The sequence below is a fragment of the Streptomyces sp. NPDC085524 genome (genome assembly GCF_044541755.1).
GTDB lineage: Bacteria > Actinomycetota > Actinomycetes > Streptomycetales > Streptomycetaceae > Streptomyces.
The window spans coordinates 228,988-243,124 of the sequence record NZ_JBITTH010000009.1 but is presented as its reverse complement, the minus strand read 5'-3'; the positions used below and the strand labels follow the sequence as shown (position 1 = coordinate 243,124).

The 14,137-nt window shown below is 72.1% G+C and carries 8 protein-coding genes; 1 reads left to right on the top strand and 7 read right to left on the bottom strand.

What is annotated here, in order from left to right:
* Nucleotides 1-12: 12 nt before the first annotated feature.
* The 6 genes from ACIGFK_RS16475 to ACIGFK_RS16450 form a co-directional block, all read right to left on the bottom strand.
* Nucleotides 13-648, bottom strand: a complete 636-nt coding sequence (locus tag ACIGFK_RS16475; RefSeq protein WP_400052278.1) for a DUF4232 domain-containing protein — start codon at nt 646-648, stop codon at nt 13-15.
* A gap of 100 nt (nt 649-748) precedes the next feature.
* Entirely contained in the window at nt 749-1,930 is a 1,182-nt protein-coding gene (locus ACIGFK_RS16470; protein ID WP_400052276.1) for a GDSL-type esterase/lipase family protein, read from the bottom strand.
* A gap of 13 nt (nt 1,931-1,943) precedes the next feature.
* On the bottom strand, nt 1,944-2,516 hold the full coding sequence (locus ACIGFK_RS16465) for a TetR/AcrR family transcriptional regulator (RefSeq protein WP_400052274.1): 573 nt from the start codon (nt 2,514-2,516) through the stop codon (nt 1,944-1,946).
* 48 nt (nt 2,517-2,564) lie between these two features.
* Nucleotides 2,565-4,502, bottom strand: a complete 1,938-nt coding sequence (locus tag ACIGFK_RS16460) for a helix-turn-helix domain-containing protein (protein ID WP_400052271.1) — start codon at nt 4,500-4,502, stop codon at nt 2,565-2,567.
* Between the two features lie 96 nt (nt 4,503-4,598).
* Entirely contained in the window at nt 4,599-5,990 is a 1,392-nt protein-coding gene (locus ACIGFK_RS16455) for an MFS transporter (protein ID WP_376655222.1), read from the bottom strand.
* A 335-nt stretch (nt 5,991-6,325) separates the two neighbouring features.
* Entirely contained in the window at nt 6,326-7,594 is a 1,269-nt protein-coding gene (locus ACIGFK_RS16450) for an APC family permease (RefSeq protein ID WP_376655223.1), read from the bottom strand.
* Between the two features lie 230 nt (nt 7,595-7,824).
* Here ACIGFK_RS16450 and ACIGFK_RS16445 point away from each other — a divergent pair, with 230 nt between their 5' ends.
* Nucleotides 7,825-10,233: a heavy metal translocating P-type ATPase gene (locus ACIGFK_RS16445; protein WP_400052269.1), complete on the top strand. Its 2,409-nt coding sequence runs from the start codon at nt 7,825-7,827 to the stop codon at nt 10,231-10,233.
* A gap of 162 nt (nt 10,234-10,395) precedes the next feature.
* Here the strand turns inward: ACIGFK_RS16445 and ACIGFK_RS16440 are convergent, their stop codons facing one another.
* Nucleotides 10,396-14,058 (bottom strand): hydantoinase B/oxoprolinase family protein, encoded by a 3,663-nt coding sequence (locus ACIGFK_RS16440; protein ID WP_400052267.1) that lies wholly within the window; start codon nt 14,056-14,058, stop codon nt 10,396-10,398.
* Nucleotides 14,059-14,137: the final 79 nt, after the last annotated feature.

Here is a 14,137-nt window from a genome sequence, read left to right as displayed (position 1 = left end):
GCGGAGCCCGGACTACAGGCTGAGCGCGTCTTCCGCGTTGTTCATCCACGCGGTCACGGAGTTCTTGTCGGGCGAGACGTACAGACCGGGGGTGGAGGCCTTGAGGGGCGTCTGCTCGAGGTCGGACTCGGTGCTCATGGTCAGGGAGATGCCGTTGACGGTCTTGCCCTTTCCGTCGTCGGGCCCGCCCATGAGTCCGGCGTAGGCGGTCTCGCCCGGGGCGAGCCGGATCGCGTCCTCGATCGCGGGGGCCTTGCCGCGCTCGGTGGCGTGGCCGTCCAGATCGCCGAAGGTCACGACCGGGTGGCCGAGCGCCTTGCAGGGCTTCGTGCCCTTGTTGGTGACCTTCAGCAGGTAGCTGCTGCTCGCGGGGTCCGCCACCGTGGCGGTGAACTTCACGTCGGCCGTGCTGCACGGGAAGACGTCGTAGTCGGGGTCGGTGGACGACGTCGGCTTCGGCTTCGGCTTGGCCGGCGTCGCGGCCTTCGTCGGAGCCGCCGACGGCGCCGCCGGCGCTGCCTTCGTCGGGCTCGCGGGCGGCGGCGTGGACCCGCCCGCCGCGTCGTCCCCGGTGGGCCCGCAGGCCGTCAGCGCGGCCAGTGCGGACGCGGCGGCGAGGAGGACGGCGGTTCTGCGGACGGTGCTCATGGGTTCCCCCCGGTGAGAGGCGCGAGGTGCGCTGGGCTGAACACATCGTCCCGCCGGAGTTTCACAGCTTGGTGACGGCGTCTTCCCGAGTCCACCACGGTCAACGGCGCGCGGAGAACGGCCCGTCCGCCGCGAAGGCCAGCTTCGCGAAGCGCTCGGCGATGAGGGCGTGCGTGGCGGTGTCCGGGTGGAGGTCGTCGGGCAGCGGCAGTCGGGCCGCGTCCGGGGTTCCGTACAGCTCCCGTCCGTCGAGGTGGTGGAGGTTCGCGTCGTCGGCGGACCGCTCGCGCACGATGCGGGCCAGCTCGTTGCGGATCACGCCGAGGGTCAGCTTCCCGCCGGCGACCTCCGCCGGGTCGCCCGTGGCGCGGAACGTGACCTGCCCCGTGGCGAGGGTGGCCGGGTCGACGGCGGTGGGGCCCGGGGTGTCCTCGTGCATCGGGCACAGGATCGGTGAGACGACGAGCAGCGGCGTCGTGGGGTGCCCCTCGCGGATCGTGTCGAGGAGGCCGTGCACCGCGGGGCCGAAGGCCCGCAGCCGCATCAGGTCGAGGTTGACCAGGTTGATGCCCAGCTTGACGCTGATCAGGTCGGCGGGGGTGTCGCGGATCGTGCGGGCCGTGAACGGGTCGAGGAGCGCGCTGCCGCCGAAGCCCAGGTTGATCAGCTCGGCGCCCGCGAGTGCTCCGGCGCGCGCGGGCCAGATGGCGCTGGGGCTCGTCGCGTTGGAACCCTGGCTGATCGAGCTGCCGTGGTGCAGCCAGACCGGCCTGCCGCGGTCGGGCAGCGGCTCCACGGGGGCGTCGGTGCGCAGGGCGACCAGCTCGGTGGTCTCGTCGTGCGGCAGCCAGATCTCCACGTCCTTGGTGCGGCCGGGCAGGTCGGTGAAGCGGACCGCGGCCGGCGCGCCCGGGCGGAATTGCGTGCTCCAGTCCTTCGTGTCGATGACGAGGGCGTTGCCGCCGCCGCAGCTGCCCTGCGCGGCGAGGCGGCCGTCGACGAGCAGGTCGTACACGCCGTCCGGCCGGGGCGGTGCACCGGTGTAGAGCCGCTTGGTGGGCAGGGATTCGAGCTCGACGGTGGTGGCCGCCGTACGGAATGCCAGCCGCACGCCGGAGGGCTGGGCCTCGGCCATGGCCAGCTGCCCGTCGGTGCACTGGGCGCGGGCCCGGGCCGGCAGCCGGTGCGGCAGCAGGCCGTGTGCGGTGCGCTCCAGCTCTATGGCGCCGCGCAGCACATCGGCGGTGATCGGGGTTGTGGTCCAGTCCGGTTCGGTGGTCATCGTCTGCTCCTGGTCAGGGGGTGGGCCAGTTGCGCAGCAGGGAGTCGAGGGCGTCGACGGCCCGTTCCCAGCTCTCCTGGCTGTCGGGGTCGCTGTGGCTGAAGCCGCCGGCGTTCTCCAGGCTGACGTAGCCGTGGAAGAGGCTGCCGAGCAGCCGGACGGCGTGGGTCTGCTCCGGTTCCGCCAGGTCGTAGCCGCGCAGGATGGCCCGGGTCATGCGCGCGTGCCGTACGCCGGCACTGGCCAGGGCGGTCTCGGTGTCGAGGGGGAACTGGGTCGCGGCGTACCGGCCCGGGTGCTGCCGGGCGTAGCCGCGGAAAACGCCCGCGTACGCGGCGAGCGCGTCCTTGCCCGACCGTCCGGCCACGGCGTCGGCGGCCCGGTCGGCCATCTCCTCCAGGGCGAGGAGGGCGATCCGGGTCTTCAGGTCGTGGGAGTTCTTCAGGTGCGAGTACAGGCTGGCCACCTTCACGCCGAAGCGCCGGGCGAGCTCCGACAGGGTCACCCGCTCGAAGCCGATCTCGTCCGCCAGCTCGGCCCCGGCCTGCACCAGCCGCTCCGGGGTCAGCCCCACCCGCCCTGCCATGCCGCCTCCTCCATCAACCTAAGAGGAGTATGCATTTGCCTAAACACTTTAGGCAAACTGGCGAAGGCGAATGGCACGCTCGCCGGGGGCGGAGGACACCTGGGCGATCCGGAGGGCGAGCTGGAGCTCGAGCGCCCGCTCCGGGCGCTGCCAGTCCCGGCCGAGCACTTGGCCGATGCGGTCCAGGCGCTGGACGACCGTGTTGATGTGGACGTGCAGCGCCTCGCGGGCCTTCGTCTGGTTCATCCCGGCGGCGAAGTACACCCGGAGGGTGTGCAGGAGGTCGGTGCCGCGTCTGGCGTCGTAGTCGAGGAGCGGGCCGAGGGTCTGGCGGATGTAGCCGCGCAGGTCCGCCTGGTCTCCGAGGAGCACGCCGACGAAGCCGAGGTCGGCAAGGACCGCCCCGCGCCCCTCGTGGCCGAGGGCCCGTAGGGCGGACAGGCAGCGCAGGGCCTCCGCGTGGGCGTCGGCGAAGCCTTCCGGTCCGGTGACCGGTCCTGCGGCGGCGACCGTGACCGGTGCGGCGACGGCCGGGCCCAGTTCCTCCGCCAGGTGCGCGGCGCAGGCGCTCGGCGTGTCGGTGGGGCACACCAGGACCACCTCTTCGTGGTGCGTGCCTGCCAGTCCGCGGCGGGCCTGGGCGGTGCGGGCGGCCGCGGCGAGGAGCCGGGGCCGGGGGACGGCGGGCGCGTGCAGGACGAAGACCGTGTGCGGGTGGCCCAGGTCGACCTTGAGCCGCCGGGCGCGGGCCGAGAGGGTGCCCGGGTCCGCGGCCCGGGTGAGGAGGTCCCCCAGGAGTTCGCCGCGGATGCGGTCCTCGGTCTCCGCGACGGAGCGGCGCAGGAGGAGGAGCAGGGCCGTGACGACGCTGGCGCGTTCGAAGAGGCGGCGGTCCGCCTCGCCGAGGTCGGGCCGGCCCGTGAGGGCGATGCTGCCGAGGAGTTCGTGGCCGGCGAGTACGGCGCAGACCCAGGTTCCGCCCACGGGCACGGCGCGTCCCCCGGCCCGTGAGGCGGCCACGGCCTGCGGGGGCGGCAGGAGCGCTTCGGCGCCCGCCCGGGCCAGTTCGGCTCCGTCCGCGTCGTGGATGAGGGTGCCGCCTCCGAGGATGCCGCCGATGGCGGTGGCGACGTCGGTGATGCCGCCGCCCCGGAGCACGAGGTCGGTGAGCCGGTCGTGGGCGTCCTCGGCGCGCCGTACGGCTTCGCTGTGCGCCTCGATGGTCTGCGAGGCCTCGTTGAGGTCGACCAGGGCCGTGCGCGTCTCGTCCATCAGACGGGCGCTGTCGATGGCGATGGCCGCATGGTCGGCCAGCGAGGAGAGGAGTGCGACTTCGTCGGGGCCGAAGGTGCGGGCGGTGCGGTCCGCGGCGTAGAGGACCCCGATCACCCGGGTGCCCAGGCGCAGCGGTACGCCGAGGATGGCGTGCAGTCCCTCCTCGATGACGGCGCTGTCGATCGTTCCGGTGTGCTTGAACCGGGTGTCGTCGCGGTAGTCGCCGGTCGTGTAGGGGCGGGCGGATTCGGCGACGAGGCCGCCCAGGCCCTCCCCCATCCCGAGGCGCACCTGCTGGAACGCGGCGGAGACGCAGCCGTCGGTGACCCGCATGTAGGTGTCGCCGGCTTCGTCGTCGTTGAGGGACAGGTACGTGACGTCCGTGCCCAGGAGGAGTTTGGCCCGGTGGGTGATCGCCCTCAGGACGGCGTCCAGGTCCCGGAGTGCGGCGAGGTCTCCGGCGGTGTCGAAGAGGGCAGCCAGTTCGGCCTCGCGGCGCCGGTGCTGGCTGAGGGTGCGCCGGATCCGCAGTGCCACCCTGGTGGCTTCCGCGATCGCCTCGGACTCGGCCGCGTCCGCGCCCGCCTCCGCGGCCTCCTCGGCGGGGCGGTTGAAGTGCTCGGGCGGCGCGCCCTGTGCGAGGAGGTCGAGGAGGTGCCGCAGGGCGGACCAGGGCTGCCCGGTGCCGGGATCCTTCACGGTGCTGGGCATGGGGGTCTCCGTGGTCGCGTGCGGTCGGACGGGTGCGGGACGGCACCGGCCCCCCGCATCGCGCCCCGTGCCGGGCGGACGCGAGGGGCGCGCGGCTCATCCGGTGGCGGAGGCCGACCGGTGATCGGCCCGGCGGCCGGCGGGGATCGCGGCGTCGGCCGCGGTGTGGTTCCGGGCCAGGCTGCGGCCGCGGGTCTCCTTGGCGACGAGGACGGTCAGCGTGGTGATGACGACCGCGGCCGCCAGGTAGAGCGAGACGGGCAGGGACGCGTCGTACTCCTTGAGGAGTTCGACCGCGACGATCGGGGCGAGGGCGCCGCCGACGATCGAGGCGAGCTGGGAACCCATGGAGGCCCCGGAGTAGCGGACGGTGGTGTCGAACATCTCGGAGATGAAGGCCGCCTGCGGACCGTACATGGCGCCGTGGAAGAGCAGTCCGACCGTAACTGCGGCGGCAATCGCCGGGAACGACTTCGTGTCCAGCATCGCGAAGAACGCGAAGGCCCATGCGGTCATGCCGACCGAGCCGATCAGGGTGACCGGGCGGCGGCCGATGCGGTCGGAGAGCGCGCCCCAGGCCGGGATGGTGACGAAGTGGACGGCGGAGCCGATGAGGACGGCGTTCAGGCCGTCGCTCTTCGACAGTCCGAGGTGGGTGGTGACGTAGACGAGGAGGAACGCGGTGAGGATGTAGTACGAGATGTTCTCGCCGAGGCGGGTGCCGATCGCGGTGAGGACCCCGCGCCAGTTCGTACGGAACACCTCGGCGACGGGGAGCTTCTCCTTGGCGCCCGCAGCGGCCTGTTCGGCGGCCCTGGCCTGCGCTTCGAGGAAGACGGGCGACTCGGCGACCGACACCCGGATCCACAGGCCGATCACGACGAGGACCCCGGAGAGCAGGAAGGGGATGCGCCAGCCCCAGGCGAGGAACGCCTCGTCGGACTGGACGGCGGCCAGCAGCGCGAGGACACCGGTGGCGAGCAGGTTCCCGCCGGGGGCGCCGGCCTGCGGCCAGGAGGCCCAGAAGCCCCGGTTCTCGTCGTCGCCGTGTTCGGAGACGAGCAGGACCGCACCGCCCCACTCACCGCCGAGGGCGAAGCCCTGGATCAGCCGCAGCAGGGTGAGCAGGACCGGCGCGCCGACGCCGATGCTCGCGTGGGTGGGCAGCAGGCCCATGGCGAAGGTGGCGCCGCCCATCATGACGAGGCTGATGATGAGGAGCTTCTTGCGGCCGATCTTGTCGCCGTAGTGACCGAAGACCACACCGCCGAGGGGGCGGGCCGCGAAGCCGATGGCGTAGGTGAGGAAGGCGAGGAGGGTGCCGACCAGGGGTTCGCTGCTGGGGAAGAAGAGCTTGTTGAAGACGAGGGCGGCGGCGGAGCCGTAGAGGAAGAAGTCGTACCACTCGATGGTGGTCCCGACGAGGCTGGCGGCGACGATTCTCCTGATGTTGCCGGGGCTCGCTGACGGTGTGGCAGGGGCGGCCATGAGTACCACTTCCGGACTGGGGGCGGGGACGATTCCGTGTCGCCACACCATAGAAACGCCCAGGTCAACGGCACATGGTGCCCGTCGCCACACTTCCCGTCCCGAGGATGTGGACCACACCCATGCCACCACCCGACCGCCCCCGCCGGGGCGGTTGAAGGAGAGCGATCCGGGGTCGCTGCCCAGGCTGCGGGCCGGTACGGGGAGCTTCGAGGCGGTCCGTGGTGCCCTACTCCCGGTCGGCATCGTGCCGGGTGAGATCAGGGGCCTCAAGCCGCGTCGCCAGCCGGGCAGGACGGGGCAGCTGCTTGCCGACGCTTTCATGTGGGGTGGCGCTATCGGGTCAGTGCACGCCGCAGTCCGTATGCGGTGGCTCCGGCGGCGAGTACGGCTGCTCCGCTGGTGACCGAGGACAGCGGGAGCGCGAAGGCCAGGACGAGGCAGCCGACAAGGCCGACCACGGGGATGATCCGGGCGGGGCGGCCTTCGGCCGGGGTCAGGGTCCGGGCGGAGGCGTTGGCGATGGCGTAGTAGGCGAGGACACCGAAGGAGGAGAACCCGATCGCTCCGCGCACGTCCGCGGTCGCGGCCACCGCGGCGACGACGGCGCCGACGAGGAGTTCGGCCCTGTGGGGGACCTTGAACTTCGGGTGAACGGCAGCCAGGGCGTGGGGAAGGTGGTGGTCGCGGGCCATGGCCAGAGTGGTGCGCGAGACACCGAGGATGAGGGCGAGGAGCGAGCCGAGGGCGGCGATCGCCGCGCCGATGCGTACGACCGGTGCCAGCCAGCCGGCCCCCGCTGCCCGGACGGCGTCCGTCAAGGGCGCCTCTGCGGCGGCCAGGCCGTCGGGGCCGAGGACCAGCAGGACGGATACGGCGACGACGGCGTAGACGACGAGGGTGATGCCGAGCGCGATCGGGATGGCGCGGGGAATGGTGCGGGCCGGGTCGCGGACCTCCTCGCCGAGAGTGGCGATGCGGGCGTAACCGGCGAACGCGAAGAACAGCAGTCCGGCCGCCTGGAGCACGCCGCCGAAGGTGGCGTCCGTGCCGACGTCCAGGTGGGTCGCGTCCACGGTGCCGGAGGTGAGGGAGGCGACCACCACGGCGGCGAGGACGGCCAGGACCAAGGCCACGATCACGCGTGTCACGAGGGCGGACTTCTGTACGCCGGTGTAGTTGACCGCGGTCAGCGCCACCACGGAGGCGACCGCGACGGCGTGGGCCTGGCCGGGCCACAGGTACGAGCCGACGGTCAGGGCCATGGCCGCGCAGGAAGCCGTCTTGCCCACGACGAACGCCCAGCCCGCCAGGTAGCCCCAGAAGTCGCCGAGGCGCTCGCGCCCGTAGACGTAGGTGCCGCCGGAGGCGGGGTAGAGGGCGGCGAGCCGCGCGGAGGACGTGGCATTGCAGTAGGCGACGACCGCGGCACAGGCGAGCCCGATGAGCAGGCCGGAGCCGGCGGCGCGGGCGGCGGGGGCCAGGGAGGCGAAGATCCCGGCGCCGATCATCGACCCCAGCCCGATCATCACCGCGTCCGGCACCCCGAGACGCCGCTGGAGTTGCTCCGGCGCCCCAGGGGCGGGCGAGGGCGTGCTGCTCAACTTCGTCACTCCTTGCAGTCCCGGCCGCGGCGGATGCTCTGCGGTCCGCGCGCACCATAAGGGATCGACGTGAACACACCGCGCCACCGACCGAGCCGGAGGTCGGTCCGCCGTGCGGCCATGGGGCCGTCTGCCGTTGCGGCGGCGTCGTGCCGGGCAGAGGCTGTTGTCAGGCGAAGGAAAGCGTCCCCGTCGGGTCGGGCCCCCGCACAGCTGGGAGGTGAAGGGGCATGCGCCACCGGCAGGACCTGGAGCCGAGCAGTGGGGGCAAGGAGCGCAGCACGGCGGTGCTGGACGTGCGGGGCATGATCCGCGCGACCCAGCAGAGCACGGTCGCCGCAGTGCTCGGTCGCCGGCCGGGCGTCCTGGACGTAGAGGTCAACCCCGTGGCGCAATCGGCCACGGTCGTCTTCGACCCGGGGCGGACCTCGCTGGCCGAGCTGCGCGGCTGGGTGACCGAGTGCGGCTACCACTGCGCCGGCCAGTCGGTGCCGACCCAAATCTGTGACCCGATGGAGGAGCCCGACCCACCCGGTCCCGCGAGCTCGGCCGAAGCCGTACAGCCCGGGCCGCCCGCGCACGCCGGGCACGGGCCGCAGGACACGCGCCCGCCACCGGGAGCGGCGGACCACGACGGCCACGGCGGCCATGCGGGGATGTCGATGGCGGCGATGGTGGCCGACATGCGCAACCGCTTCCTCGTCGCGGCGCTGTTCTCCGTACCGATCCTGATCTGGTCGCCCATCGGCGAGGAGGTATTCGGCTGGCACGCGCCCGTACCGTTCGGCCTCCGCCAGGACGTCTGGGCGCTCCTGCTCAGCCTGCCGGTGGTCTTCTACTCGTGCTCGATCTTCTTCACCGGCGCCGTACGGGCCCTGCGCGCCCGGACACTGGACATGATGGTGCTGGTGGCGGTCGCCGTCGGCGCCGGCTGGCTCTATTCGCTGATCGTCACGCTCACCGGCGGCGGGGAGGTCTTCTACGAGGCCGCCACCGTACTGGCGTCCTTCGTGCTCCTCGGCCACTGGTTCGAGATGCGCGCCCGCGGCGGCGCCAACGACGCCATCCGCACCCTGCTGGACCTCGCCCCGCCCAAGGCCGTCGTGCTGCGGGACGGCGAACCGGTCGAGGTCGCCACCGCCGAGGTCGCCGTCGGCGACCTCCTGCTCGTGCGGCCCGGTACGAAGATCGCCGCGGACGGGGTCGTGGAGGACGGCGAGAGCGAGGTCGACGAGTCGACCGTGACCGGGGAGAGCCTGCCGGTCCACAAGGCGCCCGGCTCCGCCGTGGTCGGTGCCACCCTCAACGCCAACGGCACCTTGCGGGTACGGGCGGCCAAGGTGGGCGCGGACACGGCCCTGGCCCAGATCGTCAAGCTGGTCCAGGAGGCACAGAACTCCAAGGCTCCGGGCCAGCGGCTCGCCGACCGGGCAGCGTTCTGGCTGGTCTTCGTCGCCCTCGTCGGCGGCGCGCTCACCCTCGCCGTCTGGCTGCTGGCCTCCGACCGGCCCTTCGGCGAGGCCATGCTGTTCGCCATCACGGTCGTCGTGATCACCTGCCCCGACGCGCTGGGCCTCGCCACCCCCACCGCGATCATGGTCGGCACCGGGCTGGGCGCCAAGCGGGGGGTCCTGTTCAAGAACGCCATGGCGCTGGAGGCGTCCGCGGGGATCCGGACCGTGGTCATGGACAAGACCGGCACCCTCACCAGGGGCGAACCCGAGGTCACCGAGGTGATCACCACACCGGGCCGCTCGGAGGACGAGGTCCTGCGGCTGGTCGCGGCGGTCGAGCGGGAATCGGAGCACCCGCTCGCCAAGGCGGTCGTACGCCACGCCGAGTCACGCGGCGTGGCACCGGAGCAGGCCCGCCACTTCGAGAACGTGCCCGGCCATGGCGCGACCGCCGTGGTGGACGGCCACCGGATCGCCGTGGGCAACCGCCGACTGGCCGAACGCGAAGGCATGGCCCTCGGCCGACTGGCAGCCCGGCGGGACGAGCTCGCCGCCACCGGCCGAACCGTCGTCATCGCCGTGATCGACGGCCGGGCCGCCGCCCTCATCGGCATCGCCGACGCGCCGCGGGAGACCTCCGCGGCCGCCGTTCGCGAACTGCACGCCCTGGGCGTCGAGGTCGTCATGCTCACCGGCGACAACCGGGCCACCGCCGAACGGATCGCCCAACGCCTGGGCATCGACACCGTCATCGCCGAGGTCCTCCCCGGAGACAAGGCCGCCACCATCGCCGAGCTCCAGCGCGGCGGCCGCAAGGTCGCCATGGTCGGCGACGGCGTCAACGACGCCCCCGCACTCGCCCAGGCCGACCTCGGCATCGCCATCGGAGCCGGCACCGACGTCGCCATCGAGACCGCCGACCTCGTCCTGATGCGCTCCGACCCCCTCGACGTGCCCACCGCCCTGCGCATCGGCCGGGGCACCCTGCGCAAAATGCGGCAGAACCTCGGCTGGGCCATCGGCTACAACGCCATCGCCCTGCCGATCGCCGCCGGCGTCTTCGAACCCGCCACCGGCCTGATCCTCCGCCCCGAGATCGCGGCCCTGTCCATGTCCGGCTCCAGCGTCATCGTCGCCGTCAACGCCCTCGCCCTCAAACGCCTCCGCCTACCCGGCGGGCCTTGAACATGCCACCGTGGTGCGCGGCCGACACCGGAGCGGCCCCGACTGCCGTCGACCTCCGCCGGGGAGCACCCCCGACGGGGAGGGCTCAGCTCCTCCGGGCCTCCGGGCCTCCGGGCCTCCGGGCCTCCGGGCCTCCGGGCCTCCGGGCCTCCGGGAACATGCTCATCCTCCTGGTCTGCGCCCTCGAGGCCCTTGTTCGGTAGCTTGGTCAGGTTTGCCGTAGCCACCTCCCCCGGGTGTTTCGACGACCAGCAGGTCACCGGGCAGCACCGCTACGGAGTCGCACGCCGCCATCGGCGAGGTGTTGCCATCGGCTCGCTCCACCCGGTTGGCGCCCAGTGCGCCGGGGTGACCTCCGGCCATGCCGTACGGCGGGACCCTGCGGTGGCCGGACAGGGTGCTGACCGTCATCGGTTCGCGAAAGCGGAGCCGGCGCACGGCGCCGTCACCGCCCCGCCAGCGTCCTGCGCCGCCGCTGCCGGCACGGATGGAGAACCCTTCCACCAGGACGGGAAGGCGCAGTTCGAGGATTTCGGGGTCGGTGAGGCGGGAGTTGGTCATGTGGGTCTGCACGGCCGATGCCCCGTCGAATCCAGGTCCGGCGCCGGAGCCGGAGGCCACGGTTTCGTAGTACTGGTGCCGTTCGTTGCCGAAGGTCACGTTGTTCATGGTCCCGCTGCCCTCGGCCTGTGAGCCCAGAGCAGCGTAGAGGGCCCCTGTGATCGCCTGGGACGTCTCGACGTTGCCGGCCACCACGGCAGCGGGATGGACGGGCGCGAGCATGGAACCGGGCGGGACGATGATCCGCAGGGGTCTGAGGCAGCCGTCGTTGAGCGGGATGTCCTCGGCGAGCAGGGTGCGGAAGACGTAGAGCACGGCGGCATTCACCACGGCCGTGGGTGCGTTGAAGTTGGTGCTCAACTGGGCGGACGTGCCCGTGAAGTCGATCGTCGCCGACCGTTCCTGCCGATCCACCGTCACCCGGACGCAGATGACCGCCCCGGAGTCCGTCTCGTAGCGGTATGCGCCGTCATCGAGGGTCACGACCGCCCTGCGGACGGCCTCCTCCGCGTTGTCCTGGACGTGACGCATGTACGCCGCCACCACGTCCAGACCGAAGTGGTCGATCATCTTGCCGACTTCCTCGACGCCCTTGCGGTTGGCCGCGATCTGGGCCCTCAGGTCGGCCAGGTTGGTTGCGGGGTCGCGCGACGGGTAGGGCGCCCGGGCCAGGAGTTCGAGGGTCTCGGCCTCCCGCAGCCGGCCGCCCTCGACGAGCAGCCAGTTGTCGAACAGGACGCCCTCCTCGTCGATTTCCCGGCTGTTCGCGGGCATCGATCCGGGAGTCAGTCCACCGATCTCCGCATGATGGCCGCGTGAGGCGACGAAGAACAGGATCTCCGCTCCGGGAACCTCGCCCCGCTCGTCGAAGACCGGGGTCACCACGGTGACGTCGGGCAGGTGGGTGCCACCGTGGTAGGGGTCGTTGACCGCGTAGGCCTCACCGGGCCGCATCGTCCCGGACCGGCGGCGGAGGACCTCCCTGACCGCGGTACCCATGGAACCGAGGTGCACCGGGATGTGCGGTGCGTTGGCGACCAGGTTGCCGTCCGGGTCGAACAGCGCGCAGGAGAAGTCAAGCCGCTCCTTGATGTTGACGGACTGGGCCGTCGAAGCCAGCCGTGCTCCCATCTGGTCGGCGATCGACACGAAAAGGTTGTTGAAGATCTCCAGCATGACGGGGTCCGCCGTGGTCCCCACGTCAGCCTCGGTCGGCGCGGTCGCGCGTTCGACGAGCAGATGTCCGGCGTCGGTAACGGTCGCCTGCCAGCCGAAGTCCACCACCGTCGTCGCGTGGGGCTCGGTGATCACAGCGGGGCCGGTCACGAGGGTGCCGGGACGCAGACGTCCACGCTGCCTCAGGGGCACGTCACGCCACGTGCCGTCCGTGTACAGGGGGGCGGTGCCCGGGAGCATGTCGTCGCCGGCCGGGCCGGTCTCGGCGAGCCGGCTCAGATCGGGTTGCGGGGTGAGACCCGTCGCTTCGACCGAAACGGCTTCGACGATGACAGGGCGGTCCAGAAGGAACGAGTACATCGTCCGGTGCCTCGCCTCGAATGCCGCGGTCATTGCCGGAACGTCGGCGAGTGCCACCGCGACCGTCGTATCGGTGCCGTCGTACCGCAGCCGTGCGGTGTGCGTGACACGGACGCGTTCGGCGGGGACAGCCTCGTCGTGCAGCACGGCGCGTGCTTCGGCCTCCAGTTCGTCGGCGACGAGGCGCAGACGTCCCATGCCGGCCTCTGCGAGGGGCAGTTCGACGGACCGCTCGCGCAAGGTGGTGGTGTCGGCGAGGCCGATGCCCAGGGCGGAGAGCACCCCGGCCATGGGGGGTACGAGGACGGTACGGATCCCCAGGGCATCGGCGACGGCGCACGCGTGCTGGCCGCCGGCCCCTCCGAAGGACGTCAGTGCGTACCCCGTCACATCGTGTCCCCGCTGCACGGAGATCCGCTTGACGGCGGCCGCCACGTTCGCCACCGCCACCTGCAAAAAGCCTTCGGCCACCTGTTCCGGTGACCGCCGGTCGCCGGAGCTCGAGCGGATCTCCCCGGCGAGTTCGGTGAACCCTCGACGTACGACCTCGTGGTCGATGGGCTGATCTCCGTCCGGTCCGAAAACGCTGGGGAACCAGGTCGGCTGGATGCGGCCGAGCATCACGTTGGCGTCGGTCACCGTCAGCGGACCCTGCGCGCGGTAGCAGGCTGGCCCGGGGGATGCCCCGGCGGAATCGGGGCCGACGCGGTAGCGGCTGCCGTCGAAGTGCAGGATGGACCCGCCTCCCGCCGCGACGGTGTGGATGTCGAGCATGGGGGCCTGGAGGCGTACTCCCGCCACGGGGGAGGTGGACACCCGCTCGTAGGTTCCCGCGAAGTGGGAGACGTCGGTGGAGGTGCCGCCCATGTCGAAGCCGATGACCTTGTCGAAGCCGGCCAGCTGCGACAGCCGCGCCATCCCGACGATGCCGCCGGCCGGGCCGGACAGGATGGCGTCCTTGCCCCGGAAGTGCCCTGCCTGGGCCAGGCCGCCGTTGGACTGCATGAACATCAGCCGCACGCCTCCCATCTGGCCTGCTACCTGCTCGACGTAGCGGCGCAGGACGGGGGAAAGGTAGGCGTCGACGACCGCGGTGTCCCCACGGGGTACCAGCCTCACCAGGGGGCTCACCTCGCTCGACAGCGAGATCTGGGGAAATCCGATGCGCTCGGCCAGTTCTCCGATCACCCTCTCGTGCCCTGGATGCAGCGCGCTGTGCAGACACACCACGGCAACGGCGCGGATGCCGTCGTCGTACGCACGGCTCAGCTCGATGGCGAGGCCGTCCAGATCGGGCGGATGCAGCACCGTACCCTCGCCGGTGACGCGTTCGACGACCTCGATGACCCGCTCGTACAGGGCCTCCGGGAGGATGATCTCCCGGTCGAAGAGGCGGGGACGGTTCTGGTAGCCGATGCGCAGAGCATCGCGGAATCCACGCGTGATGACCAGCGCGGTGCGCTCGCCCGTGCGTTCCAGCAACGCGTTGGTGGCCACAGTGGTGCCCATCCGCACCCCGTCGATCGTGGTGCGGGGCATCGCTTCGCCCTGCTCCAGCCTCAGCAGCATGCGGATCCCCGCGACGGCCGCGTCGCGATAGCGGGCCGGGTTCTCGGACAAGAGCTTCCGGGAAAGGAGACGGCCGTCCGGGGTCCGGGCGACGATGTCGGTGAAGGTGCCACCGCGGTCGATCCAGAACTGCCAGCCGAGACCGGTAGCGGGGGCCATACGCCGTCCTTTCCTGCCTGAGCCGGACCACCGTCGCGCACTCAGCATGACCCTCTGAGCTCATCCGGTGACGGCGCGA

Bases quoted from the DNA above. Each gene is read 5' to 3' on its own strand.
- ACIGFK_RS16475 (WP_400052278.1), bottom strand. From the start codon at position 648: ATGAGCACCGTCCGCAGAACCGCCGTCCTCCTCGCCGCCGCGTCCGCA.
- ACIGFK_RS16470 (WP_400052276.1), bottom strand. From the start codon at position 1,930: ATGACCACCGAACCGGACTGGACCACAACCCCGATCACCGCCGATGTG.
- ACIGFK_RS16465 (WP_400052274.1), bottom strand. From the start codon at position 2,516: ATGGCAGGGCGGGTGGGGCTGACCCCGGAGCGGCTGGTGCAGGCCGGG.
- ACIGFK_RS16460 (WP_400052271.1), bottom strand. From the start codon at position 4,502: ATGCCCAGCACCGTGAAGGATCCCGGCACCGGGCAGCCCTGGTCCGCC.
- ACIGFK_RS16455 (WP_376655222.1), bottom strand. From the start codon at position 5,990: ATGGCCGCCCCTGCCACACCGTCAGCGAGCCCCGGCAACATCAGGAGA.
- ACIGFK_RS16445 (WP_400052269.1), top strand. From the start codon at position 7,825: ATGCGCCACCGGCAGGACCTGGAGCCGAGCAGTGGGGGCAAGGAGCGC.
- ACIGFK_RS16440 (WP_400052267.1), bottom strand. From the start codon at position 14,058: ATGGCCCCCGCTACCGGTCTCGGCTGGCAGTTCTGGATCGACCGCGGT.